The organism is Streptomyces sp. NPDC111507, assembly GCF_055638955.1.
The window spans coordinates 166,342-192,490 of record NZ_JBVKBU010000015.1; the positions used below are offsets into that span (position 1 = coordinate 166,342).

The window sequence follows — 26,149 nt, forward strand, 5'->3', positions numbered from 1 at the left end:
CCCTGGCCGACGGCCGGGACCGACGCCAGGGCCACCGGTCAGGGGCGACGGTATCGGGCGAAGAGGAATCCGGCCTCCTCCAGGAGGGACGCCAGTGCGAGCCGCTCGGGAACCGCCATCGCGGGCCCCCCGGCGATCCGCTGCGCGTCTCCCGCGGTGAGCGTCGGGGAAAGAGTCAGGCACAGTTCGTCGAGGACACCCGCCGCGACCATCTGGCCCAACAGCCGCGGGCCGCCCTCCGTCAGCAGCCGGGTCATGCCGCGCTCGGCGAGGGCACGCACGGCCCGTACCGGGTCCACGCCCGTCCCGTCCCCGGCGATCACCACCTCGGCGCCCGCCTTCTCGGCCGCCGCCACCCGGTCGGGGGCCGCCGCCGCGCCCGTCAGGACGAGCGTGGGCACCAGCGGCGAGGTGAACAGGGGCAGCGAGAAGTCCAGGTCGAGGCTCGCGGTGACGACGGCGATCACGGGCGCCGGGCCCTGTCCGGCCGCCTCCCGGGACCCCGCGAACTCCGCACGTGCGCGTGCCGGACGGTAACCCTCCTGGCGCACCGTTTCCGCGCCGACGACCACGACGTCCGCGAGAGCCCGCAGCACCCCGAAGATCCGCATGTCGGCGGCGCTGGAGATGCCCTGGGACTTTCCGTCGTGCTGGGCGGCGCCGTCGAGCGTGGAGACCATGTTGGCCCGCAGCCAGGGCTCCCGGACACCGGCGGGGCGGAGCTCAGGGTAGGCGTACGCCTCCGCCAGCTCCAGCAGTTCCCACTCGCGGTCCGTCGCATCCGTCACATCCGCCACAGCCGCACCAGGGGCATCGGGGGCCCCGGCGGTGGCCTGGGCTGCTGTTTCGTAGGTCACAGGGAACAGGCGTCGCATGTCGTGCAGTGTGGCACGGCCCTTAGAGTGGGGAACCGTGTCGTCCTCCACCGCCGCTTCCGGGATCGAACCGATACCCGAAGCAGCCCCCACGTCCCTGTGCGCCCGCGAGCCGCACGTCCCCGCGGACCGGCTGGTCGCCGAGATGGTGCCGCCGCCGCGCTTCGACTCCGTGCGCTTCGAAACGTACATTCCGGACCCGAACCAGCCGAGCCAGACCGAGGCCGTACAGGTCCTCGCCGGCTTCGCGGCCGGTCTCGGCGGGGCGCACGCGCTCGGCGGCGGCAAGCGGGGCTTCTTCGGCTTCGGCAAGGCCAAGGCACAGAAGACCCCGGCCGGCCCCCGGGGCGTCTACCTGGACGGCGGCTACGGCGTCGGCAAGACCCATCTGCTCGCCTCCCTGTGGCACGCCACCCCGGCCGAGCCCGCGCTCAAGGCCTTCGGCACCTTCGTGGAGCTGACGAACCTGGTCGGCGCGCTCGGCTTCCAGAAGACCGTGCAGACGCTCTCCGGGCACCGCCTCCTGTGCATCGACGAATTCGAACTCGACGACCCGGGCGACACCGTCCTCGTCTCCACCCTGCTCGGCAAGCTGGTCGACGCGGGGGTCGCGCTCGCGGCCACCTCGAACACCCTGCCGGGCAAGCTCGGCGAGGGCCGGTTCGCGGCCGCCGACTTCCTGCGCGAGATCCAGGGGCTGTCCGCGCACTTCCGGCCGCTGCGCATCGACGGCGAGGACTACCGTCACCGCGGGCTGCCCGAGGCCCCGGCGCCGTTCACCGACGAGGAGGTCACGAAGGCCGCGTACGCCACGCCCGGGGCCTCCCTCGACGACTTCCCGCATCTGCTCGACCACCTCGCGCGCGTGCACCCCAGCCGCTACGGCGCCCTGACCGACGACCTGAAGGCCGTCTGCCTCACCGACGTCCAGCCGGTGCCCGACCAGTCGACGGCGCTGCGGCTCGTGGTGCTCGCCGACCGGCTGTACGACCGCGAGGTGCCCGTCCTCGCCTCCGGGATGCCCTTCGACCAGCTCTTCAGCGAGGAGATGCTGAACGGCGGCTACCGGAAGAAGTACTTCCGCGCGATATCCCGGCTCACCGCGCTGGCCCGCGACGCCAAGGGGCTCGTCGAGGCGTAGTTTTTCGGCCCCTCCACAGCGTTTTCGGCCCACTTCGCTGTGAAACGTCGAGTTAACCCTGCAAACAACTTGCCGCGTTAACCTATGTATTGACATGGAGGACGAGACGTCGGGAGGGGGCGCATGTTACGAGGTACGACGGCCCGACCCCTGTACGTGGTGATCGCCGCCGTCCTGATCAGCCTCCAGCTCTTCGCTCCCACCGAGGCGTTCGCGTCCGCGCACAGGGGCGAAGTCGTCTCCTGCGCCGAAGCGGAGCATCCGCACAAGGTGGCACCCCCTCTGGGCGCCCGTCAGCGGACCCGCGACGAGGATCTCGTCCCCGACACACCCCCGCGCGCGCTGCTCGCGAGCGACCCCGCGGCCTCGTACGCGCCGCTCGCGCCCGCCCCGGCACACCCGCGCACGTCGAGATCCCAGGCCGCCCACTCCCCCGCCGCACTTCAGGTCTTCCGCTGCTGAGCGGAGCGCGTCCCCCCACGCTCCGTCTTGTAAGCCGACGCGCCCTCAGGGCGCGCCAGGAGGAACTGACATGCAGCCCCTCATCGACCATGCCCGCTCCTTCGGCCGGCGGCCCGAGGAGTTCGCCTCGCTCGCCGACGGCCAGTCCCCGCAGGTCCTGTTCATCACCTGCTCCGACTCCCGGGTCGTTCCGGCCCTGATCACCGGCGCCCGCCCGGGCGAGCTCTTCGAGCTGCGCACCGCGGGCAACATCGTCCCGCCGTACGTCCCCGGCCGGCCGACCTCCGAGGCGGCCACCGTCGAGTACGCGGTGGACGTGCTCGGCGTGTCCGAGATCGTGGTCTGCGGCCATTCGCACTGCGGCGCCGTCGGCGCGCTGGTGCGCGGCGAGGACCTGACGGCCGTACCCGCCGTGCGCGACTGGCTCGCGCAGGCCCAGCGCCCGTCCGACGCACCGGGCGACGACCCCACCGTCGCCGACGCGGTGCAGAACCATGTCCTCGCACAACTGCTCAGGCTCCGCGGATACCCCTGTGTGGAAAGGGCCCTGACGACGGGCCGGGTGCGTCTGCACGGCTGGTACTACGAGGTCCACACCGGGGCCGTGCGCGAACACCGTGCGCACACCGACACCTTCGAGGCCCTGTGAGCCGCGCGATGAACACGTCGAGCCCGATGAGCAAACTCCCCCACCTGCGGCAGGACTTCGCCGCCTCGATCGTCGTGTTCCTGGTCGCCCTGCCGCTGTGCGTGGGCGTCGCCGTCGCCTCCGGTGTCCCGGCGGAACTCGGCCTGGTCACCGGCATCGTGGGTGGTCTCGTCACCGGCCTGATGCGCGGCAGCAGCCTTCAGGTGTCGGGGCCCGCGGCCGGACTGACCGTGCTGGTCTTCGAGGCCGTACGGGAGTACGGGCTCGCCGTCCTCGGAGTCGTCGTGCTCGCCACGGGTGTGCTCCAACTCCTCATGGGCGCCCTGAAACTCGGGCGCTACTTCCGGGCCATCTCGGTGGCCGTCGTCGAGGGCATGCTCGCCGGGATCGGCCTCGTGCTGATCGCGGGCCAGCTCTACTCGATGGCCGGGCTCAAGGCGCCCGCCTCCGGACTCGACAAGCTCGCCGGACTGCCGGAGGCCGTCGTCGACGCGGCCCGCAGCACCGAGGCGCTGGCCTCGGTCGGACTCGGGGCGGGCACGATCGCCGTGCTCGTCCTGTGGCGGCGACTGCCGCGCCGGGTGCGTACCGTGCCGGGGGCCCTCGGCGCGGTCGTGCTGGCCACCCTGGTGGCCTCGGGGTTCGGGCTGCCGGTGGCCAAGGTCGAGGTGCGGGGGCTGGTCGGCTCGATCCAGCTGCCGAGCCTGGAGGCCTTCGGGGAGCTCGCGAGCGTGGGCGTGCTCGGCACGGTGCTCGCCTTCACGCTGATCGCCTCCGCCGAGTCGCTGTTCAGCGCGGCGGCCGTGGACCGGCTGCACGACGGCCCCCGGACCGAGTACGACAGGGAACTGATGGCGCAGGGCGCGGGCAACACGGTCTGCGGACTGCTCGGCGCGCTCCCGATGACGGCGGTGATCGTGCGCAGCGCGGCGAACGTCCAGGCGGGCGCGCGGACGAAGGCGTCCCGCGTGCTGCACGGCGTCTGGCTGCTGCTGTTCGCGGCGCTGCTGCCCGCCGCGCTCGGCGTCATCCCGCTGCCCGCCCTCGCCGGCATCCTGGTGCACGCGGGCTGGAAGCTGGTCCCGCTGCGCGAGGTCGTCTCGCTGTGGCGCGAGCACCGGGGCGAGGCGCTGATCCTCGTCGTCACGGCGGTGTCGATCGTCGCCGTCAGCATGTTCGAGGGGGTGCTCATCGGGCTCGCCCTGGCGATCGCCAAGACGGCATGGGAGGCCTCGCACGTCCGCCTGGAGGTCATAGACAAGGGTGCGGGCCCCGTCCAGGCGTATCTGTCGGGCAACGCGACCTTCCTGAGGCTGCCGAAGATCCTCGACAGCCTCGAGGCGCTGCCCCAGGACCGCCCGGTCGAACTGGACCTCTCCGGCCTGCACCACCTCGATCACGCCTGCCGCACCGCGCTGGAGAACTGGTCGGCGCGGCACAGTCAGGCGGGGACGGAACCGGTGAAGATGACCATCGGCTGACCCCCGGGGCTCGCGGTCGGGGGGATCCTCGACCGCGAGCCCGCGTGAGGCATATCGTGGGATTAGTGGTGGTATACGGCGGCTCGAAAGGGGGTCGTCATGCTCGAAGAGCTCTTGGCCACGGCCGCGGTGGCCGGTACCGCGGGGCTGGTGTACGTCGCCGCGGCGGCCCGGGTCGTCAAGCAGTACGAGCGGGGCGTGGTGCTGCGGCTCGGCCGACTCCGGGGTGGCATCAGGCCGCCCGGGTTCACGATGATCATCCCCGGTGTGGACCGGCTGCGTAAGGTCAACATGCAGATCGTGACGATGCCCGTCCCCGCGCAGGACGGCATCACGCGGGACAACGTCACGGTCCGGGTCGACGCGGTCATCTACTTCAAGGTGGTCGACGCGGCCGACGCGGTCATCCAGGTCGAGGACTACCGCTTCGCGGTCTCGCAGATGGCGCAGACCTCACTGCGCTCGATCATCGGCAAGAGCGACCTGGACGATCTGCTCTCCAACCGGGAGAAGCTCAACCAGGGCCTGGAGCTGATGATCGACAGTCCTGCCATGGGCTGGGGTGTGCAGATCGACCGGGTCGAGATCAAGGACGTGTCGCTGCCGGAGACGATGAAACGGTCGATGGCCCGGCAGGCCGAGGCCGACCGCGAACGGCGGGCCCGCATCATCAACGCGGACGCCGAACTCCAGGCGTCGAAGAAGCTGGCGGAGGCCGCCGGGGTGATGTCCGAACAGCCCGCGGCGCTCCAACTGCGGCTGCTGCAGACCGTGGTGGCGGTCGCCGCCGAGAAGAACTCCACCCTGGTGCTCCCCTTCCCGGTGGAACTGCTGCGGTTCCTGGAACGGGCGCAGGTTCAGCCGGGGGCGCCGACGGTGGAGCAGATACCGACGCGTCCGCGGCCCGACGAGCACAGGGACGACGAGTTCGTGCTCGATGAACCCAAGGGTGACAAGTTCAGGCGCGGCGGGGCGGAGGACGACGAGTTCCCGCTCGACAACCCCGGCGCAAGCCCTCTCCCCGGCTCCGACTGATCGCCCCCACTGATCGCCTCCACTAATTGCCGCGACCGCCCGCCGACTGCCTGCTAGCGTCCCTCCCATGAAGCGTGCCGCCGTGAAGACGACGACGCCGGAGAGTGTCCCGGCGCGCTGACTGCTGACGAGTCCGAAGCCCCGGGGCGAGTGCCCCGGGGCTTCGCCGTGTGGTCACTCGCCCCTCGAGAAGCGAGGAGACCACCATGACCGCCCTTCCCGACCACCGCCGCCTCGGCCGTGAACTGGACCTGTTCGACACCGATCCCCTGATGGGCGCGGGTCTGCCCTACTGGCTGCCCGACGGCGCGGCCGTGCGCCACGCCCTGGAGGCGTACGTCCGCGAAGCCGAGCGACGCGCGGGCTACCAGCACGTGTACTCACCGGTGCTGGGCAAGCGGGAGCTGTACGAGATCTCCGGGCACTGGTCGCACTACAGCGAGGACATGTTCCCGCCGATGGAACTCGGCGGCGAGCAGGTGGTGCTGCGCCCCAGCCTGTGTCCCCACCACGCGCTCATCTACCGCTCCCGTTCCCACAGTTATCGCGAACTCCCGATCCGTATGGCCGAGTTGGGCGGGATGTACCGCTCCGAGCCGTCCGGTGTCCTCGGCGGCCTCACCCGCGTACGCGCCATCCAGCTCAACGACGCGCACCTCTTCTGCACCCTGGAGCAGGTCGCCGAAGAGGCGTCGGCGGCACTGGAGTTGATCCACCGGGCGTACGAGGCGATGGGGATCCGCGCGGCCCGTCACCGGCTCTCCCTGCCGGGCCCCGGCGGCAAGTACGTCGCCGACCCCGAGCTGTGGCGGCGCTCGGCGGCGCTGCTGCGCGAGGTCCTCGACCGCTCCGGGGTGGCGTACGAGGCCGTCGAAGGCGAGGCCGCGTTCTACGGCCCCAAGATCGACATCCAGATCGCCGATCCGGCGGGCCGGGAGTCCACCCTCTCCACCGTCCAGATCGACTTCCACCAGCCCGAACGCTTCGACCTGCACTACATCGGCGCCGACGGGGCGAAACACCGGCCGGTCATGGTCCACCGCAGTGTCATCGGCAGCCTGGAGCGAGCCGTCGCCCACCTCATCGAGGCGCACGGCGGCGCCTTCCCGCCCTGGCTCGCCCCGACCCAGCTGGTGGCCCTGCCCGTCTCCGACGCACCGGCCGAGGTCGAACAGGCGGCCGATCTCGTACGCCGCTGCCTCGACCGGGGTCTCCGGGCCCGGCTCATCACCCCTGACCAGGGCACCCTGGGCGCCCGGATCCGCGCTCACCGCCTGGTCCCGTACCAGGCGGTGATCGGCCCCCGGGAGACCGCGGCCGACGAGATCGCCCTGCGCCTGCGCGACGGCCGCCGCCTCGCCCCGCAGCCCGCCGCCGTGGCGCTGGACCGCATCACCCGTCTCGTTCGCGCCCACACCACCGAGCTGATCGGCTAGATTCCCGCGCCGTGGACGAACTGCCGGCACACCAGGGGTGGTTGAGGCAGCGGTGGCGGTCGGTGGCCGTGCTGGGAGCGGTCTTCGCGCCGGCCGGGGCGGGGCGCTGTAGGTGCAACTCCGCCCGGTGTTCCCCCCGCGGACGGACGCGCGGGCCCGCTCCGACAGCACCGTGCCGCCGGCGGAGCAGGCCGACGCGGCCGCGCTGACGCCGCCCGAGCAGGCGACGGACCTGCGCTACGACACCGTCCGTCTCCGCCTACGGACCGGGACCCCGTACGGGCTGCGTCTCATCGTGAACATCGACCCCGACAGCCGTCCGCGACCGGCCGTCCTGGTCACCCTCGACGAGGCCTGAGCACGACTCGCGGGTGCCCATCTCCCGTCGCACCATCGAGGGACACGGCCGGAAGGGGTACGCGGTGGCCAAGAAGGACGGCAAGGGTACGAAGGACGGCGAACAGCGCGAGGGCGGGACCCCGGCCCCGCTGCGCCGGCTGCTGCGCGTTCCCGGCGACAAGGACGTCGACCTCTCCTCGTACGACGCCAGGGCCACGCCCGCCGGTCCGCGCGACAAGGCCGCCGGGCTTGCCGCCGTCGCCCAGATGGTCGAACGCCTCGGCAGCCTGCAAGAACGCCTGTGGGCCGCGAGCACGGCGGGTGACCGGCGCCGGGTCCTGCTGATCCTCCAGGGCATGGACACCAGCGGCAAGGGCGGCACGGTCAAGCACGTCAGCGGGTATTTCAACCCCGCGGGCTGCCGCATCCGGGGCTTCAAGGCACCGACCGCCGAGGAGCGCGGACACTCCTTCCTCTGGCGGATCAGACGGGCTCTGCCCGAACCCGGCGAGATCGGCATGTTCGACCGCTCGCACTACGAGGACGTCCTGATCGCCCGCGTCCGCGAACTGGCTCCCCGCAAGGAGATCGCCCACCGCTACGGCGAGATCAACCGCTTCGAGAAGTCCCTCGCCGACGACGGCGTCACCGTGGTGAAGTGCTTCCTGCACATCTCCTACGACCAGCAGCGCCGCCGGCTCCTCCAACGGCTCGACAACCCCGACAAGCACTGGAAGTTCAGCCCCGACGACATCGCCGACCGTGAGCTGTGGCCCGCGTACCAGAAGGCGTACGAGATCGCCCTGGAGCGCTGCTCCACACCGGAGGCCCCCTGGTTCCTCGTCCCCGCCGACCGCAAGTGGTACCGGAACTGGGCGATCAGCACCCTGCTCCTGGAGCACCTCGAGGCACTGGCCCCGCAGTACCCGAAGGCCGACTTCGACGTGGCGGAGGCCAGACAGCGGCTGCTGGAGGACAGCTGACCTGCGGCCTCGGGCTGCCCGTCCCGGGCCGCGGGGTCCCGCGCGGGCGGCTGCCCGTCCCCGGCCTCTACGGCGACCGAGGCGGTGTGCGCGTGGCCGGCGCCGTGTGGCAGCCGAGTTGGGCGTCGATCTGGGCGGCGGTCCTCGGGCCGTCGTCGGTCCAGTACTGACCGGGCTTCAGTTTCGCGGCGGCGACCGTCCGCAGGCTCACGACGTAGTCGAGCCCCTCACCCGAGGGGTCCAGGTATGCCACATCGAGGGTGCGCGGCACCGGGGCGGGCTCGGCCGCATGACGGTCGAACCCCTCGGCGGACCAGAGCCTGACGACGCCGCTCTTCGCCGAGGCCGTCCTCGGGCCGGAGGCCCACCAGACGATCGGCGGGTTCGTGTCCTCGGCCTTGTCCCAGTCCGTGACCTCCACCCGCCGCAGTACGTCGGAGGGACAGAGCGGGATCTTGACGACGATCGTCTCCCCTTCGACCCTGGCCCCGGCCACCATCGTGTCCGCCGGATCCGAGGGCCCCAGGAAGCACCCGCTCGCCAGCAGGGCGATCGCGGTGACGAGGAGGACCGGTGGAGCAGCGCGTCGCCGGTTCGGCACCGGTACCCATCCCGTCTCGCGTCGGTCCTGCCGTTCGGATCGGTCGCGACAGGGGTTCGATCCTGCACGCGGACACGGGAAAAGGGAACCGGCGTACGAGACCGGCACATGAGACCGGCTCACGACACGGCGGGAGAGAGGGCGTGCGTTTCGCCGGGTCCAGCCGGGTGACTTCCGCGCCCCGGCCGCCGGGCACGTGCGAACAATGGGCGAATAGTAAGCATTGCCCACATATCTTCATCGGGTGATCATTCCAGTACGACGAATCGCCGCGACCTGCGCCCTCGGCGCACTCGGGGTCGCGCTCGCCGCCTGCGGGCCCCCAGGAACCCCGCACGCCGCCCGCCCAGGGCACCCCGCGTCGGCCTCGGGCAGCGCAACCGCCCAGCCCTCGCGACCCCCCACACTCGCCCCCGGCTCCAGCGGTATCACCCCCGTCTTCACCAACGGTCCGCGCACGCAGGGCAAGACCGTCGCGCTGACCTTCGACGCGGACATGACCGCCGACGAGGGGCCACGGGCCGCGGCCGGCGAGCACTTCGACAATCCCGAACTGATCGCCACGCTGCGCGCGTTCAAGGTGCCGGCGACCCTGTTCATGACCGGACGCTGGGCCGACGAGTACCCCAAGGAGGCCAGGGACATCGGGCAGGACCCGCTGTTCGAGGTCGCCAACCACTCGTACAGCCACTACGCCTTCACCGACAACTGCTACGGCCTGCCCACCGTGCCCCAGGAGCGGATGCGGGCCGAGGTGGAGGAGACCTACACCGCCCTCAAGAAGGCGGGCGTGCCGCACGCGATGCCCTACTTCCGGTTCCCCGGCGGGTGCTACGACCAGCAGGCCCTGCGCACACTGAGCGCCGTGGGCGTGACCGCCGTGCAGTGGGACGTCGTCAGCGGGGACGCCTTCGCGACCGACGCCGACGCCGTGGCCCGGCAGGTGCTGGAGGGTGTGAAGCCCGGATCCGTCGTCGTCATGCACTGCACGCGCAGCGCGGCTCCGGTGACCGAACAGGCCCTGCGGACGATCGTCCCCGAGCTGCGCAAGCAGGGTTTCCGCTTCGTGAAGGTCTCCGAGATGATCGGCTCGGCGACGCAGAGCGAGCGGCACGGCACCACGTAGGCGTGCTCCGGTCCCGGCCTACGCTGGGACCATGAGCGACGACTACTGCGCCACCCCGGCGGCCCCCGTCCCGGCACCGGACCCGACCGACGCCGGGCCGCCGTTCGCCGAGTGCGTGCTGTGCCGGAAGCCGACCGAGTACCCGGAGTCGTACAAGGGGATCACGCTGTGCCCCGTCTGCGAGTGGCAGGAGGCACAGCGGACCGCCTGTTCCGGGTGAGGGTGCCGGTGACGGTGACGGCGGCATGACCGCTCGCCGAAGAACCGATCTTCCGCCTGGCACACTGGAGGGCGTGAGCAGCGACCCGACCGTAGCCGACGCACCCGGCCGACCCGACGTACCCGGCTCGGCCGAGGACAGCCCCTTCCGATCCGAGCGCACCGCGCGCGACGAGGCCCCGCAGTTCGTGCTGCCGCTGGTCGCGCGCATCGAGAAGGCCGCTCCCCCGGCACGCACGGACGCGCTGGAGACCGCGGCCCGCGCCGTGCTGACGATCCTCAGCGATGAGCGGGCCCTCGGGGACGGCGACTGGGCGCAGGCGGTGCGGGACTGGCAGGACGCCCGGATCCGCAAGGTCGTACGACGAGCGCGCGGCGCCGAGTGGCGGCGGGCCGAGGCTCTGCCCGGCATCACGGTGACCGGGAAGTCCGCCGAGGTGCGCGTCTTCCCGCCGGTCCCCCTGGACGGCTGGCCGAAGGACCTGGTCAAACTCCAGGTGTCCGGCACCGACCTCGACGACCCGGAACCGCCGGTGGACGCGGACCCGACGGCGCCCGTGCTGTGGCTCAACCCCGACCTCGACATGTCGGCCGGCAAGACGATGGCGCAGGCCGGGCACGGCGCGCAGCTGGCCTGGTGGGAGCTGTCGGACGAGGAGCGGGCGGCCTGGCGCGACGCCGGTTTCCCCCTCGCCGTCCGCACCGCCGACCCGGCCCGCTGGAGCGGACTCACCACCTCCGGGCTGCCGTTGGTGCGCGACGCCGGGTTCACGGAGATCGCGCCGGGGTCGTGCACGGTGGTGGCCGACCACCCGGCGCTGCGCTCCTGACCGATCCCGACCGACCCTGAGTGACCTACGGACCCGAGGAGGCGCGATGGCCGGGACCCGGCTGGACGGCAGGGTCGAACGCGGCAACCGCACACGGCAGTTGGTGCTCCGCCGCACGGTCGACATCGCCTCGGTCGAGGGACTGGAAGCACTGTCCGTGGGCCGTCTCGCCACCGAGCTCCAGCTCAGCAAGAGCGGGGTCTTCGCGCTCTTCGGCTCCAAGCAGGAGCTGCAACTGGCCACCGTGCGGGAAGCGGCGCGCATCTACGTCGAGCAGGTGACCCGGCCCGCGTCCGAGACCCCCGCCGGTGTCGCCCGGACCTGGCGGCTGTGCGAACTCTGGCTGGACTACTCCCGGGGCCGGGTCTTCCCCGGCGGCTGTTTCTTCTACGAGGTCATCGCCGAGTTCGACGCCCGGTCGGGGCCCGTGCACGACGCCGTCGCGGAGGCCCAGCGGGACTGGGCGGCCCATGTGGAGCACACCGTCACCGAGGCCCGGGACCTGGGTGAGCTGCGCTCCGACACGGATGCCGCGCAACTCGCCTTCGAGCTCATCGCGTTGATGGAGACGGCGAACGCGGTGTCGGTGCTGCGCGACGAGACGGACGTCTATCGCATGGCCCGCGTCGCCATCCGTTCCCGGCTGCGCGCGGCGGCGACGGACCCGTCCCTCGTACCCGAGCCTTCCTGACCTGCCGAGGTCTCCTGACCCGCCGAGCTCTCCCGACCTGCCGAGCCTTCGACGCGGGAAGCCTCACGGCCGAAAACAAGTAGCACGATCGTTCGCTCAGTTTTATGCTCGGCTGTATGACATCGACCGGACTGGACATCGTCGAGCTCGACCGGATCGCCGTGTACGAGTCGCTGCGGCTCGTCGGGCTGGCGCGGGGCACGGACTGGGAGCGGGACACACCGTGTGCGGGGTGGACGCTGCGGCGGCTGGTGGCGCACATGGCCGCGCAGCACCACGGGTTCGCGGCCGCCGCCCGGGGAGCGGGGCACGAGACGGCGTACTGGCGGGAGCCGCAGGACATGAGCGACCCGGAGCGGACCTACCGGGGAGCGGCGACGGCGGCGCTGGCCGCGTTCGCCGAACCGGGCGTGACGGAGGGGGAGTTCGTGCTGCCGGAGATCAGGGACGGGGGCGGGTTCCCCGGCGGGTTGGCCCTCGGCTTCCACTTCGTCGACTACGTGGTGCACGCATGGGACGTCGCCGCCACGCTCGGCGCCGGGCTCGAACTGCCGGACCACGTCCGCGGGGCGGCCCTGGCCGTCGCCCGCCTCGTACCGACGGATCCGGCCGGTCGCGGGCCGGGGTTCGCGTTCGCGCCGCCGGTCGACGTGCCCCCGGGCGCGGATCCGCTGGACGAGGCGCTGCGACTGCTCGGACGTACACCGGAGAAGTGGCCGCTGTCGGCCGACGGTGCGGATCCACAGCTGATTTGACCTGAACCGAGGGTTTGCTTTACTCGTGCTTGAACATTCCCGATGTGCCGCACGTATCTCACGTCGCTGGCCAAGTACAGGTTTCCAACGACCAGTTGGTTTCCGCCGGGAGGCTCATTTTGCGGCGTATCAATGGTTCCGCCTTCGTCATCGCCACGCTCGCCGCCACGGTCGGCGCGCTCGCGTTCCCGGTGTGGTCGTACGCCGACCGCGCCGGCACGGGGCAGGCGAATCTCGCGGCGGGGACGGTGAACACACAGTGGGGACCCCTGTCCGCCGCCGACCGCGATCTGATCGTGCGCGTGCGGCTGGCCGGACTCTGGGAACTGCCGGCGGGACAGCAGGCGCTCGAACGGGCCCCCAACAAGGCGATCAAGGAGGTGGGCGATCACCTGATCGTCGGCCACACCGACCTCGACAAGCGGGTGCGGGTCATCGCGGCCCAGCTCAACGTCGAGCTGCCGAACCAGCCGAACGCGCAGCAGCAGGGCTGGCTGCAGGAGATGACCGCGGCGACGGGCACGGAATACGAACGGAAGTTCGTGAACCTGCTGCGGGCCGCGCACGGCAAGATCTTCCCGGCGATCGGCGCGGTCCGTAACTCCACCCGCAACACGCTGGTCCGACAGCTGGCCACGGACGCCAACCAGACCGTGCTCGACCACATCACCATCCTGGAGAAGACCGGGAGCGTCGACTTCGACGCCATCGCCAACGACACGGCCGCCCTGTCGACCGCGAGCCCGAGCGGCCCCCCGGCGCCGGCCGCCGGCGTCACGGCGCCCTCCGCGCCGCCGGTGCAGCCGGCCGACGGCGTCGTCGCCACGTCGAGTCCGTCGCCCGCGCCGCCGGGACAGGTCAACACCGCCCGGCCGGAGCCCTCGGATCCGGACAACGTGCCGCGGTAGCCGGTGCGGCCGCCGACGCCTCGGGGCGCCGGCGGAACCTCAAATGTTGCTCTGAACGTCCGGCGACATGGGTTCGGCCCCGCTTCCCGGGGCCATGACTCCGTCACGCCGGAACACGGGTCCGTCGTGAGGAGACAGCGGCCAGGGTTGCAGCAGCCGGGGTTCGAGCGGTGACGGAGGAGGCGACATGACACAGCCGAGGCGGCTGGGGACGGGAATCGGGTGGCGGCCGGAGATCGCCGAGGCCGTGGAGCGCATGCCCGGCATCGACTGGGTCGAGGCCGTGGCGGAGAACCTGTGCCCCGGGCATCTTCCCGAGTCGCTGCTGCGGCTGCGTGAGCGGGGCGTCACGGTGGTGCCGCACGGGGTCTCGCTCGGCCTCGGCGGCGCGGACCGGCCCGAGGAGTCCCGGCTCGCCGCCCTCGCGGAGCGGGCCGAGGCGCTGGGCTCACCCCTCGTCACGGAACACATCGCGTTCGTACGGGCCGGGGGCGCGCTCACCGCGTCGCCCTCGCTGGAGGCCGGGCACCTGCTGCCGGTCCCCCGCACCCGGGACGCCCTGGACGTGCTGTGCGAGAACGTCCGTATCGCGCAGGAGGCCCTTCCCGTCCCGCTCGCGGTCGAGAACATCGCCGCGCTGATCTCCTGGCCCGGGGAGGAGATGACCGAGGGGCAGTTCCTGTACGACCTGGTGGACCGCACCGGCGTACGCCTCCTCATCGACGTGGCCAACCTCCACACGAACCACGTCAACCGGGGCGAGGACCCTTCGAAGGCCCTCGACGAACTCCCCGTCGAGGCCATCGCCTACGTCCATGTCGCCGGCGGCTTCGAACGGGACGGCGTCTGGCACGACAGCCACGCCCACCCCGTCCCCCGGCAGGTCCTCGACATCCTGGCCGACCTCGCCTCCCGCGTGACGCCACCGGGGGTCCTCCTGGAACGCGACGAGAACTTCCCGGACCCGGGCGAACTGGAGAGGGAGCTCGGGGCGATCAGAGTCACCCTGACGAAGGCACGGGCACGGGTCGTGACGCCGTCCGAAACCCCGGCAGGCCCGTATTCGGGTGAGGCCGCCGCCACCGCGAGCGGCACCCCCGGGGCAGCGGGGAACAACGCGGCCGACGTGGCCGTGGGTACGCGGCAGCGGCTTGCGCTCGGGCAGGCCGCGCTGTTGTCCGCACTCGTCGCGGGTACCCCCGTACCCGAAGGGTTCGACCGGGGGCGGCTGGGTGTGCAGGCGCGGGCGCTCGCGGCCAAGCGGGCGGACGTCGTCGCGAAGGTGGCGGTGGAGCTGCCGGAGATCCTCGGGGACGCGTACCGGCCGGCGTTCCTCGCGTACGCGGGAGGGCGTCCGATGAGCGGTGGGTACCGCCGCGACGCGTTGGACTTCGCCGAGTACATGCTGCTCGCGGGGCACCCCGAGGATGCGGAGACGCGGCGGCGGCTGCGTGCGTGGTGGCTGGAGCGGTCCGGCCCGACCCCGCCGTCGCAGCGGCCCACGGCCCGGCTGGCCCGCGCGACCCGACGGGTACTGCTGCGCCGCTGACCCCGCCCGCGTCACAGGAGCCGACGCGCACTCCTACGCGCGCCGTAGTGCCGCGCTCCGGCAGAGTGTGCCGGGGTTAACACCGGTCCCCGTCCGACCGGATCCCACGTCCGTTTTCCAGGGTTTCCTGACGGTCTGGACTGCGGTCGAACTACCCCATTCGGCGCCTTCCTCCCACCCGGCAACCCTTTCTCCCCGTACGGCAGTTGGCGTAGCGCCCGAAGTAATATGCCAACCCGCACCCGTAGCGCACTAGCGTGCGGTGCCGCAACAGGAGGCACCATGCGATCCATCAACCGCACCGGATTGGTCAGTGGGACAGGACTCATCGTCGCGGCCCTCACCGCGACCCTCGCCGCCCTGATCTTTCCGATCTGGTCGTACGCGGACCGCGCCGGCACCGGCCTGGACACCCTGAACGCCCAGTCCGTGTCGACACAGTTCGGTCCGCTGTCCGCACTGGACCGGGAGTTCATCACCAAGGTCCGGCTCGCCGGGCTGTGGGAGCTGCCCGCCGGCCAGCAGGCCGAGGAGCGGGGCACCACCCAGGCCGTGAAGACGGCGGGCGCGCACCTCGTCGAGGGCCACACGTTCCTCGACGCGCGCGTCCGGAACGTCGCCGCACGGCTCGGACTCGAACTCCCGAACCAGCCCAACGCCCAGCAGCGCGGCTGGCTGGCCACGCTCGACGCCGCGCACGGCACGGACTACGACCAGAAGTTCGCGAACATCCTGCGCAGGGCGCACGGCAAGGTCTTCTCCGTCGTCGCTCAGGTCCGCGCGAACACCCGCAACTCCCTCGTACGGGACCTCGCCGACGACGCGAACACCACCGTGCTCGACCACATCAAGGTCCTCGAAGCCACCGGGTACGTGGACTTCGACGCCCTCGCCCAGGACGCCGCGACCGCGAGCCCGCCCCCGCTGACGGCCTCCCCGGCCCCGCCGGGTCCCACCGAGTCCCCGGACAGCCCCGTCCCCGTCGCCCCGTCCGGAACCTATCCACTGCCCCCGGCCGCGTCCCGCCCCAAGAGCTAGCACCGCGGCGCCCCTTGGGGAGCGCCACGGGGGGGCACCGGAACGTCACAGAGCCACAACGCTCCGTCCATATCGTGGGCATACCGTGGCGCCGACCTGGACTCCTCGCGTAGAAAAACGCCATGTTCTGGGTCCTTCTCCTGCTCCTGGCCTGGGCCGCGGCCGGTATCTCCTGCACTCGGCTGTGCCTGGCCGCCGTGCGCGCGGCGGCGGTCGACGCCGACGCGGCGCGCGGACACCACCTCACGCTGTACGAGGCGGCGTTCCTGTCCGGCGGCCCCGCCCGGGTCGCCGATCTGACCCTGGTGTCGATGGCCCGTCAGCGGCGGCTGCTGCTCGCGCACACGGGCTGGGCGACCGTCGTGGACCCGCGCGGTCGCGACGAGATGGAGCGCTCGGTGATAGGGGCGATCGGTCCGCAGGGGCAGTCCCGGATAGCTCCCGTACGGGCGAGCACGGCCGCCGCGGACTCCGTACACCGCCTCGCCGACCGTCTCGTCGCCGCGGGCCTCGCCGTGCCCGACGGCGCCCGCACCACCGTCGCGAGCGCCATCCGCCAGGTCCAGGCCGCCGCAGCGGCCGTCCTCGCGCTCGGCGCCGTCGCCGTGCTGATGCCCTCCCAGTCCCGGGTGAGCGAGAACGACGTGCCGATCGCCGTGTGGTTCTCGCTGCCGCTCATCCTCACCGTGAGCTGTCTCGCCATCGCCCGCATCGAGGTCCACCCGTACACGCGCTGGGCCTCCCCGGCCGGACAGCGGCTGCTCGGCACCCTCGCCCGGCACCCCGACGCCACCGGCGACGACCGTACGTACCTCACCTCGGTCGCCGTACGCGGCGTCCGCGCGGTCGGCGGGCCGGAGCTGCGCGCGGCCTTCGCACACCGCGACCGAAGCCCCGAGCGGCAGCGCTGACGGCGCCCGAGGGGGCGCATAGGGGTCATTGGGGCCGACACCGGCACCAGGTGCTTTACTTCATCAACTGACGAACCAAACATCCCTTTTGTCGCTGCCGTGCGCCGAAGGGGATACGCGATGAGAGCTGCCGTCCTGTACGGAACCACCGGGTCCTTGCTTCTGAGCGGCCTCGTCGCCGCCCCCGCGGGCGGTACGGCGGCCTGGCCGGACCCCGCGGGCGCCCTCGAGGCGCGCGGCACCGTCGTCGCCGCCGCCCGCGCCGCGACGGCCGGCATCCACTGGGGCGCGTGCCCCAAGGCGGACCACTTTCCGGTCGAGATGCGCTGCGGCACGGTCACCGTGCCGCTGGACTACGCGCAACCCGACGGCAAGAAGATCAAACTGACCGTCAGCCGCGCCGGCGCCACCGGCAAGGACCTGCGCAACTCCAAGCACAAGGTGCCGCGTCAGGGCTCCCTCGTCTACAACCCGGGCGGCCCGGGCGCGTCCGGCATGTACTTCCCGCTGATCGGCTTCCTCCCCGAGTGGAAACGCATCGCGGCCGCGTACGACCTCGTGGGCTACGCCCCGCGCGGCGTGGACCGCTCGGCCCCGCTGTCCTGCGAGGACCCGAAGCGCTTCCTGAAGGGGCCCGCGCAGTCGCCGACGAACCCCTCGGAGACGTACAAGAAGGAGCGCATCGCGGAGGCACGGGCGTACGCCCGCGGCTGCCTCAAGCGCTCCGGGCAGGGCATCCGGCACTACACCTCGCTCAACAACGCCCGCGACCTCGATGTGCTGCGCGCCGCGCTGGGCGAGCGGAAGCTGACGTTCATGGGGGCCTCGTACGGCACGTACTTCGGTGCCCTGTACGCGACGCTCTTCCCCTCGCACGTACGCCGGATGGTGTTCGACTCGGCGGTGAACCCCGACCCCCGGCAGATCTGGTACCGGAACAACCTCGACCAGTCGGCCGCGTTCGAGGCCCGTTGGGCGGACTTCCGCGCGTGGATCGCCAGGCACGACAAGGAGTACGCGCTCGGCACCACGGCCCAAGCGGTGCTGCACAACTACGAGAAGGCGCGGGCTCGGCTCGCCGCGGCGCCCGCGGGCGGCACGGTGGGGCCGCGTCAGTTGCAGGGCGCGTTCCTGGAGGCGGGGTACTTCGACGACTACTGGCCGAAGCGCGCCCTGGCGCTGTCCGCCTATCTGAAGGGCGACCCGAAGCCGCTGATCCAGCAGGCCGGGCCGCATCCGGAGGCGTCGGCCGAGGCGGAGAACGGCAACGCGGTGTACACGGCCGTGGAGTGCAACGACGCGTCCTGGCCGACGGACTGGCGTACCTGGGACCGGGACAACACGCGGCTCGCGCGCGTGGCACCGTTCGAGACCTGGGACAACGTGTGGATGAATCTGCCGTGCGCGTACTGGCCGGTGCCGCGGCAGAAGCCCCTCGACGTGCGGACGCTGCCCGGGGCGCTGGCGCCGGTCCTGATCCTGGCGGCCGAGCGGGACGCGGCGACGCCCTACGAGGGGGCGGTCGAGCTCCAGCGGCGGCTGTCCGGCTCGGTCCTGGTGACCGAGAACGGCGCCGGGACGCACGGGATCGCGGGCGGGCCCAACCAGTGCGTCAACGGCTACCTGGACGCGTACCTGCTGGAGGGCCGCCTCCCGGAGCGGCGCGCGGCGTGCGCCCCGCACGCGGAGCCGGAGCCGGCGGCGCCGGGCGGTGACAGGACCACCCGGCACGACGCCCAGGCCCGTGAGGACGCGAAGAAGACCCGCCAGGCTCCCTGATCAGGCGAGCCCGGCGACCAGCTCGGCCACGGACTTACGGCGGCCGGTGTAGAACGGGACCTCCTCGCGGACGTGCATGCGGGCCTCGGAGGCGCGCAGGTGACGCATGAGGTCGACGATGCGGTACAGCTCGTCGGCCTCGAACGCGAGCATCCACTCGTAGTCGCCGAGGGAGAACGAGGCGACCGTGTTGGCGCGCACGTCCGGGTAGCCGCGGGCCATCTTGCCGTGGTCGGCGAGCATGCGGCGGCGGTCCTCGTCGGGCAGCAGGTACCAGTCGTAGGAGCGCACGAAGGGGTAGACGCTCACATAGTTGCGCGGCGTCTCGTCGGCGAGGAACGCCGGGATGTGCGAGCGGTTGAACTCGGCGGGGCGGTGCAGCGCCATGTTCGACCAGACCGGCTCCAGGGCGCGGCCCAGCCTGGTGCGGCGGAAGAGGTTGTACGCCTCCTGGAGCTGGTCGCTGGTCTCGGCGTGCCACCAGATCATCAGGTCGGCGTCGGCGCGCAGCCCCGACACGTCGTACGTGCCACGGACGGTGACGTCCTTCGCGGCGAGCTGGTCGAAGAGCTCCTGGACCTCTTCGGCGAAGCCGGCCCGGTCCTCGGGCAGCACGTCCTTCAGCTTGAACACGGACCACAGGGTGTAGCGGATGACCTCGTTGAGGTCCTTGGCCAGCTTGCCCTTGTTCGGGACCCTGCCGGACTCGGTGGTGGGGGCGTCGTCACTCATGAGGCTATTCTCCCGCTCCGCCGTGCAGACTCTGCACCGGGTTCGCCCTCAGCGCTTCCATTCCCGCACGGTCGCCGCCCAGCTGGTCCACGGCGGCGTACGCGCTCGCGACGCACGCGGGGATGCCGACCCCGTCGTACGCCGCGCCGCAGACGGCGAGTCCCGGGAGCTTGGCCACGTGCTCGCGGACGCGGGTCACACGCGTGTGGTGCCCGACCGGGTACTGCGGCAGGCCGTCGTCCCACCGGGTCACCCGGGTCGCCACGGGCTCGGCGGCCAGGCCGGTCGCCTCGCGCAGGTCGTGCCGCGAGACGTCCACCAGGTCGGCGTCGTCGCGGCCCAGCACCTCCGTCTCGCCGTACCGCCCGACGGAGGTCCGCAGGACGAGCAGGTCGGGGTTCTCCTCGGCGATCCAGCCCCACTTCTGGGAGGCGAAGGTGGATGCCTTGATGGTGTGGCCGTCCACCGGCGGCACCAGGAAACCGCTCCCTTCGGGGAGGGTGATGTCCGCGCGCCGGTAGGCGAGCGTCACCAGCGCCATGGAGGCGTACTCGACACCGGCCAGCTCGGTGGCCGCCGCGGGCGCCTCGGCCCTCAGCAGGGCGGCGGCCGGGCCCGCGGGCACGGCGACGACGACCCCGTCCGCGTGCAGGACGCGTCCCCCGGCCACCACCCGCCAGCCGCCGTCCTCGGCGCGGCGCAGCTCCGTCACCGGGGCGCCGGTGAGGATCTCGCCGCCCCGCGCGCGCACCGACCGCGCGACCGCGAGCGGGAGTTGGCCCACTCCGCCCTCGATGCCCATGAACACCGGTCCGGTCTGCTGGGCCGCGATCGCCTTCGCCTGGATCTCGCGGACCGCCTCGGTCAGGGAGACATGGGTGCCGAGGGCGGCGAACAGCTGGGGGACGGCCAGCCGCATCGAGATGCGGTACGCGTCGCCCGCGTAGACGCCGCCCAGGAGGGGCTCGACCAGGCGGTCGACGACCTCGCGGCCGAGGCGTGCCGCCACGTACTCCCCCACCGCAACGTCGTCGCCGACTTCCGTGCGGGGCAGCTCGGCGTCGCGCTCGATGCGGGCCAGGCCCTCGTCGGAGAGGACACCGGAGAGGGCGGCGGCCGTGCCGGGCACGCCCATGACGTGGCCCTTGGGCATGGGGCGCAGCGCGCCGCGCGTCCACAGGGAGGCGGTCGCGGTGGCGGGCGGCCGGAGGCGGTCGGCGAGGCCCACCTCGCTGGCGAGCGCGACCGCTTCCGGGCGGCGGGCGAGCATCGACTCGGCGCCGAGGTCGACCCGCGCGCCCGCGATCTCGCCGGGCAGCAGCTTGCCGCCGACGCGGTCCGACGCCTCCAGGACGGTCACCCGCGCGCCGCGGTCCAGCAGGCGATGGGCGGCGGCCAGACCGGCGATGCCACCCCCGATGACGACGACCTGTCCCGAACCCGTACGACTGTCCTGTGCGCGCATGCCTCCACCTTCTCAGACCCCGCTGACAGGCCCGCCGGGACCCGGAGCCGGCGTCCCGTTCGGCGGTGTCCTGCGCGAGTCCCGACCGTGACCGCATCGCGATCGGATCCGGCAAACGTCGCGCCCGGCCCCGGCGTCGAAGGAAGGTCAGCAGTCACCGGCCACGGGGGTACGCCCACATGCACACACGACGTTCCGCACGAACCGGCCCGGTCCTGGCCGGGATACTCCTCGCCGCCGCCCTCGCGGTGACGGGCTGCGACGCCGCCGGCGGTGACTCCTCCTCCAGCGCCGACCAGGCGGCAGCGCCGGCCGCCGAGAAGGCCCGCTCGGGCGCGGCGGACGGCGTCGCCTCGGGCGCGGGCGGCGCGAAGTCCACCAAACCGTCCAAGGTCAGCGGCACATCCGTGCCGGCCGGCAGCCACATCATCCGCACCGCCTCGCTGACCCTGCAGGTCAAGGATGTGCCCAAGGCACTGGACTCGGCCCGCACCGCGGCCGTCGACGCGGGCGGCTACGTCGGCAACGAGACGACCACCCGGGACGGCGGGGGCCGCGAGCGCACCCGAGCCGTACTGCGTGTGCCCACCGACCGCTACGACGCGGTGCTCTCCGCCTTGGAGGGCACCGGGAAGGTCGTCGAGCGGACGGCGAAGGCGCAGGACGTCACCGACCAGGTCGTCGACGTGGAGAGCCGCGTCACGTCGCAGCGCGTCAGCGTGGCCCGGGTCCGCGAGCTGATGGACCGGGCCACCAAGCTCAGCGATGTGGTCGCCCTGGAAGGCGAGTTGAGCACGCGTGAGTCGGACCTCGACGCCCTGCTCGCCCAGCAGGCGTCCCTGAAGGACCGCACCAGCCTGGCCACCATCACGCTCTCCCTCTCCGAGACCCCGCTGAAGGACGCCGCGAGGAAGTCCGACGCGCCGGGCTTCGTGGACGCGCTGACGGGCGGCTGGGACGCGTTCGTCACGATGCTGCGCTGGATCGCGATGGTGTTCGGCGCGGTGCTCCCGTTCCTGCTGAGCGCCGGGCTCCTCCTCGCCCTGTGGCTGCGGCTCGCCCGTACGGGGCAGCCGCGCCGGCCCGGGGCCGAAGCGGCTCCCGCGAGCGCGGGTTCGCTGCCGGTGGCACCGCCGGTGGCGCCGCCGGTGCGCGAAGAGGGTGGCGACGAGGACTGAAATGCCCGGTCCCCGTAGCGTGTTCGCATGAGCATGAGCCGTACGGAGCGACTGGTCGTGATCGGAGGTGACGCGGCGGGCATGTCCGCCGCGTCGCAGGCACGCCGGATGCGCGGGCCCGACGAGCTGGAGATCGTGGCGTTCGAACGCGGTCACTTCAGCTCCTACTCGGCCTGCGGCATCCCGTACTGGGTGGGCGGCGACGTCCCCGAGCGGGACCGGCTGATCGCCCGGAGCCCGGCGGAACACCGGGAGCGCGCGATCGACCTGCGGATGCGCACCGAGGTCACGCAGATCGATGTCGACGGGGGCCGCGTCCGCTCGCTCGACCTCGAGACCGGGGCCGAGGAGTGGACCTCGTACGACAAACTCGTGATCGCGACCGGCGCCCGTCCGATCCGCCCCGACCTGCCGGGCGTCGACGCTCCGGGCGTGCACGGCGTGCAGACCCTGGACGACGGCCAGGCCCTCCTGGACACCCTGGCGACGACCGAGGGCCGTCGCGCGGTGGTCGTCGGCGCGGGCTACATCGGCGTGGAGATGGCCGAGGCGCTCATCAACCGCGGGTACGAGGTGACGGTCGTCAACCGCGGCAAGGAGCCGATGTCCACCCTCGACCCCGACATGGGCCGCCTGGTGCACACGGCCATGGAGAACCTCGGCGTCACCATGGTCAACGACACCGAGATCACCAAGCTTCTCACCGGGGACGCGGGCCAGGTCCGCGCGGTGGCCACCGCGGACGCGGAGTACCCGGCGGACGTGGTCGTGCTCGGCATCGGCGTACGCCCCGAGACCACGCTCGCACGGGCCGCGGGACTCCCCCTCGGCGACCACGGCGGGCTGCTCACCGACCTGGCGATGCGGGTACGCGGGCACGAGAACATCTGGGCCGGCGGCGACTGCGTCGAGGTGCTCGACCTGATCTCGGGGCGCGAACGGCACATCGCGCTGGGCACGCACGCCAACAAGCACGGGCAGGTCATCGGCTCCAACGTGGGCGGCGGGTACGCGACCTTCCCCGGTGTCGTCGGTACGGCCGTGAGCAAGGTCTGCGATCTGGAGATCGCCCGCACCGGGCTGCGCGAGAAGGACGCGCACCGGGCGGGCCTGCGGTTCGAGGCCGTCACCATCGAGTCGACCAGCCGCGCGGGCTACTACCCGGACGCGGAACTCATGACGGTGAAGATGCTCGCCGAGCGCCGCACGGGGCGGCTGCTCGGCGTGCAGATCGTCGGCGGGGAAGGCGCGGCGAAGCGGGTCGACATCGCCGCGGTGGCGCTGACCGCGGGCATGACGGTGGAACAGATGACATCCCTGGACCTGGGCTACGCGCCCCCGTTCTCACCGGTGTGGGACCCCGTCCTGGTGGCGGCACGCAAGGCGGTGACGGCGGTACGCAAGAACGCCGCGTAGGAGGAGCGCCCCACGGCGCCCCTACGCCGATTCGTGTCCGGCGTTCCCGTTGATGCGGTCGATCGCCTGCCGCGCCTGCTCGGCCGGCGGCCGCGCGGGAAGCGAGGACACCGACGCCGAGGCGGTGACGGCCGCGGGCTGGGTGGTGGGCGGCTTGGCGTGGGCGGCCGACCGCGCGGAGCGCAGTCGGTGGCTGACGGCCTCGTCGAGGGTCACCGGCCGCTGCATGCGCGCCGCGAGCCGTCCGGCCTCCTGGCCGAGCGCGGCGACGTCCTCCCAGGGGAGGTGCAGCACCAGGGCGATTTCCGCCTCGCCGTCGGGCAGGGCATGCATCGGAGGAGTAACTCGGTCGTTCATCGCCTGTGTCCTCACGTCTCTCGCGTCGCGTCTTCGTCGCGGCGCGGGCGGTTGAGGAGACATACGGATGCGGGGGCGGGGCCGTTCACGGATTCACCCGGCGTATCCCGGGCACTAGTTCCTCGTGGTCATCCCCGTCCATGACGTGAACCCGGTGCGCCGCACGCCCTATGTGACGTATGCGCTGATCGCCGCCAATGTTCTGGTGTTCCTCTACACGCCCGGCCTCGCGGGATCGGTGGCGGGTGACAGCGGGCTCTCCCAGCTGTGCCATCTGCACGCGTTCCTGGAGCACTACGCCGCGGTGCCGCAGGAGTTGGTCCACCACCGACTGCCCAGCCTGGTCCCGACCGGCGACGTCGGCGTCGGCGCAGGGGGCCCCGGGTGTCTGGTGGGGCCGCCGACCTACGACAAGTCGCCGCCGCTCTCGGTCCTCACCGCGATGTTCCTGCACGGCAGCTGGCTGCATCTGCTCGGCAACATGCTTTTCCTGCTGATCTTCGGCAACAACATCGAGGACCGCCTCGGACATGTGCGGTTCGCGGTGTTCTACGTGGCGTGCGGTTACGCGGCCGCGTACGGCTTCGCGTACCTCAACGCCGACTCGACCGACCCGCTGATCGGCGCCTCCGGAGCGATCGCCGGGGTCCTCGGCGCCTATCTGGTGCTCTATCCGAGGGCCAGGGTCTGGGTGCTCGTCCCGTTCCTGGTCTTCCTGCCGCTGCGACTGCCCGCGTGGATGGTGCTGGGCTTCTGGTTCGCGTTGCAGGCGGTGTACTCGTCCGGCGGCGGCGTCTCCACCGCCGGAACCGTGGCGTACGAGGCCCACGTGGTCGGCTTCCTCGTGGGGATGCTGCTGGCCTGGCCGCTGCGCCCGGGCACCCCGCCACCGCCGGAACCGCGCAGCCTGCTGTTCGGCAGACAGGCGCGGCACAGCTGGTGAGGCGTGCGGTGCCGAGCCGTGCGGTCTCCCCCGTACGAGGTCAGCGCGCGGTCTGCTCGTGGACGTACGCCACGAGGCGGGTCAGCGCGTCCGGGTCGGTGTTCGGCGGGACCCCGTGGCCGAGGTTGAAGACATGGCCCTCGAGACCGGCGGCGGCGTCCAGCACCTCGCGGGTCTTGGCCTCGACGGCCTCGGTGGTGGAGAAGAGGACGGCGGGGTCGAGGTTGCCCTGGAGCGCCTTGCCGGGGCCGACACGGCGGGCGGCCTCGTCGAGCGGGACGCGCCAGTCGACGCCGACGACGTCCGCGCCGGCCTCGCCCATGAGGCCGAGCAGCTCGCCGGTGCCGACGCCGAAGTGGATGCGCGGCACGCCGTACCCGGCCACGGACTCGAAGACCTTGGCGGACGCGGGCATCACCGAGCGCCGGTAGTCGGCGGGCGCCAGGGCGCCGACCCAGGAGTCGAAGAGCTGGACGGCGCTCGCGCCCGCCTCGATCTGCACCTTCAGGAAGGCGGAGGTGATCTCGGCGAGACGGTCGAGCAGGTCGGCCCACAGCTGCGGGTCGCCGTACATGAGCGCCTTGGTGTGCTCGTGGTTCTTGGACGGACCGCCCTCCACGAGGTAACTCGCGAGGGTGAAAGGCGCGCCCGCGAAACCGATGAGCGGGGTCTCGCCGAGCTCGGCCGTCAGGAGCTTGATCGCCTCGGTGACGTACCAGACGTCCTCAGGGGTCAGATCGCGCAGCTGGGCCAGGTCGGCGCGGGTGCGGATCGGGTTCGCGACGACCGGGCCGACGCCCGGCTTGATGTCGAGGTCGACGCCGATGGCCTTCAGCGGGACGACGATGTCGCTGAAGTAGATCGCCGCGTCCACGTTGTGCCGGCGTACGGGCTGGAGCGTGATCTCGGCGACCAGCTCGGGCCGCATGCAGGAGTCCAGCATGGCGATACCCTCGCGCACCTTGAGGTACTCGGGCAGCGAGCGCCCGGCCTGCCGCATGAACCACACCGGCGTGTGCGGCACGGGTTCACGCCTGCACGCCTTCAGGAAGGCGGACTCGTACGTGGCTGTCGGCGGCTGGCCCGTGGCGGGGCGGTCATTGGCACTCACGACGGAAAGTCTCGCACGCCCCGCGGACCCGCAAGTGCCGGGCTCCGGCGCCGAGAGCGGGGCGCTCCCGCCTGCGCTTTCGCGCGGCACGATCCGGACAGTGGTCCTGCGCACGGGTGTCTCTCCCTGCGCGCGGGCT

27 protein-coding genes are annotated in these 26,149 nt (G+C 72.2%); 21 read left to right on the forward strand and 6 right to left on the reverse strand.

All coding sequences use genetic code 11. The features are described 5' to 3' along the window. Window positions 1–38: 38 nt before the first annotated feature. The gene (locus ACZ7M2_RS40585; RefSeq protein WP_471599588.1) at window positions 39–875 is read right to left on the reverse strand and encodes a pyrimidine reductase family protein; all 837 of its coding nucleotides are present in this window, start codon (window positions 873–875) and stop codon (window positions 39–41) included. Between ACZ7M2_RS40585 and zapE the strand changes: the two genes are divergently transcribed. The 8 genes from zapE (at window position 874) to ACZ7M2_RS40625 (ending at window position 8,401) form a co-directional block, all read left to right on the forward strand. Beyond that, on the forward strand, window positions 874–2,016 hold the full coding sequence (zapE, locus tag ACZ7M2_RS40590; protein WP_471599589.1) for a cell division protein ZapE: 1,143 nt from the start codon (window positions 874–876) through the stop codon (window positions 2,014–2,016). The genes ACZ7M2_RS40585 and zapE overlap by 2 nt on opposite strands. A 123-nt stretch (window positions 2,017–2,139) precedes the next feature. Further along, entirely contained in the window at window positions 2,140–2,478 is a 339-nt protein-coding gene (locus ACZ7M2_RS40595; RefSeq protein ID WP_471599590.1) for a hypothetical protein, read from the forward strand. A gap of 70 nt (window positions 2,479–2,548) precedes the next feature. After that, entirely contained in the window at window positions 2,549–3,127 is a 579-nt protein-coding gene (locus tag ACZ7M2_RS40600) for a carbonic anhydrase (protein WP_471599591.1), read from the forward strand. Window positions 3,128–3,153: 26 nt separating this feature from the next. Further along, entirely contained in the window at window positions 3,154–4,608 is a 1,455-nt protein-coding gene (locus tag ACZ7M2_RS40605; protein WP_471599592.1) for a SulP family inorganic anion transporter, read from the forward strand. Window positions 4,609–4,707: 99 nt separating this feature from the next. Further along, window positions 4,708–5,643 (forward strand): slipin family protein, encoded by a 936-nt coding sequence (locus ACZ7M2_RS40610; RefSeq protein WP_471599593.1) that lies wholly within the window; start codon window positions 4,708–4,710, stop codon window positions 5,641–5,643. A gap of 170 nt (window positions 5,644–5,813) precedes the next feature. Then, on the forward strand, window positions 5,814–7,079 hold the full coding sequence (gene thrS / locus ACZ7M2_RS40615; RefSeq protein ID WP_471599594.1) for a threonine--tRNA ligase: 1,266 nt from the start codon (window positions 5,814–5,816) through the stop codon (window positions 7,077–7,079). A 127-nt stretch (window positions 7,080–7,206) separates the two neighbouring features. Further along, a complete protein-coding gene (locus ACZ7M2_RS40620; protein ID WP_471599595.1) occupies window positions 7,207–7,437 on the forward strand; it encodes a hypothetical protein in 231 nt (76 codons plus the stop codon). 64 nt (window positions 7,438–7,501) lie between these two features. Further along, window positions 7,502–8,401 carry a PPK2 family polyphosphate kinase gene (locus tag ACZ7M2_RS40625; protein ID WP_471599642.1) on the forward strand — a complete coding sequence of 300 codons (900 nt, stop codon included), beginning with the start codon at window positions 7,502–7,504 and terminating at the stop codon, window positions 8,399–8,401. Window positions 8,402–8,468: 67 nt separating this feature from the next. On the opposite strand, the gene ACZ7M2_RS40630 is transcribed toward ACZ7M2_RS40625, so the two are convergent. After that, complete coding sequence (locus ACZ7M2_RS40630; RefSeq protein ID WP_471599596.1) at window positions 8,469–9,002, reverse strand: hypothetical protein; 534 nt, start codon at window positions 9,000–9,002, stop codon at window positions 8,469–8,471. A 244-nt stretch (window positions 9,003–9,246) separates the two neighbouring features. On the opposite strand from ACZ7M2_RS40630, the gene ACZ7M2_RS40635 reads away from it, so the two are divergent. The 10 genes from ACZ7M2_RS40635 to ACZ7M2_RS40680 all read left to right on the forward strand — a co-directional run bounded on the left by ACZ7M2_RS40635 (window position 9,247) and on the right by ACZ7M2_RS40680 (window position 18,808). Next, the gene (locus ACZ7M2_RS40635) at window positions 9,247–10,128 is read left to right on the forward strand and encodes a polysaccharide deacetylase family protein (RefSeq protein WP_471599597.1); all 882 of its coding nucleotides are present in this window, start codon (window positions 9,247–9,249) and stop codon (window positions 10,126–10,128) included. Window positions 10,129–10,159: 31 nt separating this feature from the next. Continuing rightward, window positions 10,160–10,348: a hypothetical protein gene (locus tag ACZ7M2_RS40640; RefSeq protein ID WP_352048076.1), complete on the forward strand. Its 189-nt coding sequence runs from the start codon at window positions 10,160–10,162 to the stop codon at window positions 10,346–10,348. Window positions 10,349–10,421: 73 nt separating this feature from the next. After that, the gene (locus tag ACZ7M2_RS40645) at window positions 10,422–11,177 is read left to right on the forward strand and encodes a peptidyl-tRNA hydrolase (RefSeq protein ID WP_471599598.1); all 756 of its coding nucleotides are present in this window, start codon (window positions 10,422–10,424) and stop codon (window positions 11,175–11,177) included. A 46-nt stretch (window positions 11,178–11,223) separates the two neighbouring features. Beyond that, entirely contained in the window at window positions 11,224–11,868 is a 645-nt protein-coding gene (locus tag ACZ7M2_RS40650) for a TetR/AcrR family transcriptional regulator (protein ID WP_471599599.1), read from the forward strand. A 116-nt stretch (window positions 11,869–11,984) separates the two neighbouring features. Continuing rightward, on the forward strand, window positions 11,985–12,623 hold the full coding sequence (locus ACZ7M2_RS40655) for a TIGR03086 family metal-binding protein (protein ID WP_471599600.1): 639 nt from the start codon (window positions 11,985–11,987) through the stop codon (window positions 12,621–12,623). Window positions 12,624–12,742: 119 nt separating this feature from the next. Then, window positions 12,743–13,531, forward strand: a complete 789-nt coding sequence (locus ACZ7M2_RS40660) for a DUF4142 domain-containing protein (protein WP_352048072.1) — start codon at window positions 12,743–12,745, stop codon at window positions 13,529–13,531. A gap of 187 nt (window positions 13,532–13,718) precedes the next feature. Beyond that, a complete protein-coding gene (locus tag ACZ7M2_RS40665; protein ID WP_471599601.1) occupies window positions 13,719–15,080 on the forward strand; it encodes an MbnB/TglH/ChrH family RiPP precursor modification enzyme in 1,362 nt (453 codons plus the stop codon). 282 nt (window positions 15,081–15,362) lie between these two features. Continuing rightward, window positions 15,363–16,118: a DUF4142 domain-containing protein gene (locus ACZ7M2_RS40670; RefSeq protein ID WP_471599602.1), complete on the forward strand. Its 756-nt coding sequence runs from the start codon at window positions 15,363–15,365 to the stop codon at window positions 16,116–16,118. Between the two features lie 122 nt (window positions 16,119–16,240). After that, window positions 16,241–17,029, forward strand: a complete 789-nt coding sequence (locus tag ACZ7M2_RS40675; protein ID WP_471599603.1) for a TIGR04222 domain-containing membrane protein — start codon at window positions 16,241–16,243, stop codon at window positions 17,027–17,029. A 120-nt stretch (window positions 17,030–17,149) separates the two neighbouring features. After that, window positions 17,150–18,808, forward strand: a complete 1,659-nt coding sequence (locus tag ACZ7M2_RS40680; protein ID WP_471599604.1) for an alpha/beta hydrolase — start codon at window positions 17,150–17,152, stop codon at window positions 18,806–18,808. On the opposite strand, the gene hemQ is transcribed toward ACZ7M2_RS40680, so the two are convergent. Beyond that, window positions 18,809–19,540 carry a hydrogen peroxide-dependent heme synthase gene (gene hemQ, locus ACZ7M2_RS40685; RefSeq protein WP_352048067.1) on the reverse strand — a complete coding sequence of 244 codons (732 nt, stop codon included), beginning with the start codon at window positions 19,538–19,540 and terminating at the stop codon, window positions 18,809–18,811. It abuts the gene before it with no gap. A gap of 4 nt (window positions 19,541–19,544) precedes the next feature. Beyond that, window positions 19,545–21,005 carry a protoporphyrinogen oxidase gene (gene hemG / locus ACZ7M2_RS40690; RefSeq protein WP_471599605.1) on the reverse strand — a complete coding sequence of 487 codons (1,461 nt, stop codon included), beginning with the start codon at window positions 21,003–21,005 and terminating at the stop codon, window positions 19,545–19,547. Between the two features lie 179 nt (window positions 21,006–21,184). Here hemG and ACZ7M2_RS40695 point away from each other — a divergent pair, with 179 nt between their 5' ends. Beyond that, window positions 21,185–22,183, forward strand: coding sequence for a DUF4349 domain-containing protein (locus tag ACZ7M2_RS40695; protein ID WP_471599606.1), 999 nt, complete (start codon window positions 21,185–21,187; stop codon window positions 22,181–22,183). 27 nt (window positions 22,184–22,210) lie between these two features. Beyond that, complete coding sequence (locus ACZ7M2_RS40700; RefSeq protein WP_471599607.1) at window positions 22,211–23,599, forward strand: FAD-dependent oxidoreductase; 1,389 nt, start codon at window positions 22,211–22,213, stop codon at window positions 23,597–23,599. A gap of 21 nt (window positions 23,600–23,620) precedes the next feature. Here ACZ7M2_RS40700 and ACZ7M2_RS40705 read toward each other — a convergent pair whose 3' ends face one another. Next, window positions 23,621–23,956, reverse strand: coding sequence for a hypothetical protein (locus ACZ7M2_RS40705; RefSeq protein WP_082417462.1), 336 nt, complete (start codon window positions 23,954–23,956; stop codon window positions 23,621–23,623). 124 nt (window positions 23,957–24,080) lie between these two features. Between ACZ7M2_RS40705 and ACZ7M2_RS40710 the strand changes: the two genes are divergently transcribed. Continuing rightward, window positions 24,081–24,899, forward strand: coding sequence for a rhomboid family intramembrane serine protease (locus tag ACZ7M2_RS40710; protein WP_471599608.1), 819 nt, complete (start codon window positions 24,081–24,083; stop codon window positions 24,897–24,899). A 40-nt stretch (window positions 24,900–24,939) separates the two neighbouring features. Here the strand turns inward: ACZ7M2_RS40710 and hemE are convergent, their stop codons facing one another. Further along, a complete protein-coding gene (gene hemE, locus ACZ7M2_RS40715; RefSeq protein WP_471599609.1) occupies window positions 24,940–26,010 on the reverse strand; it encodes a uroporphyrinogen decarboxylase in 1,071 nt (356 codons plus the stop codon). Between the last annotated feature and the right edge of the window lie 139 nt (window positions 26,011–26,149).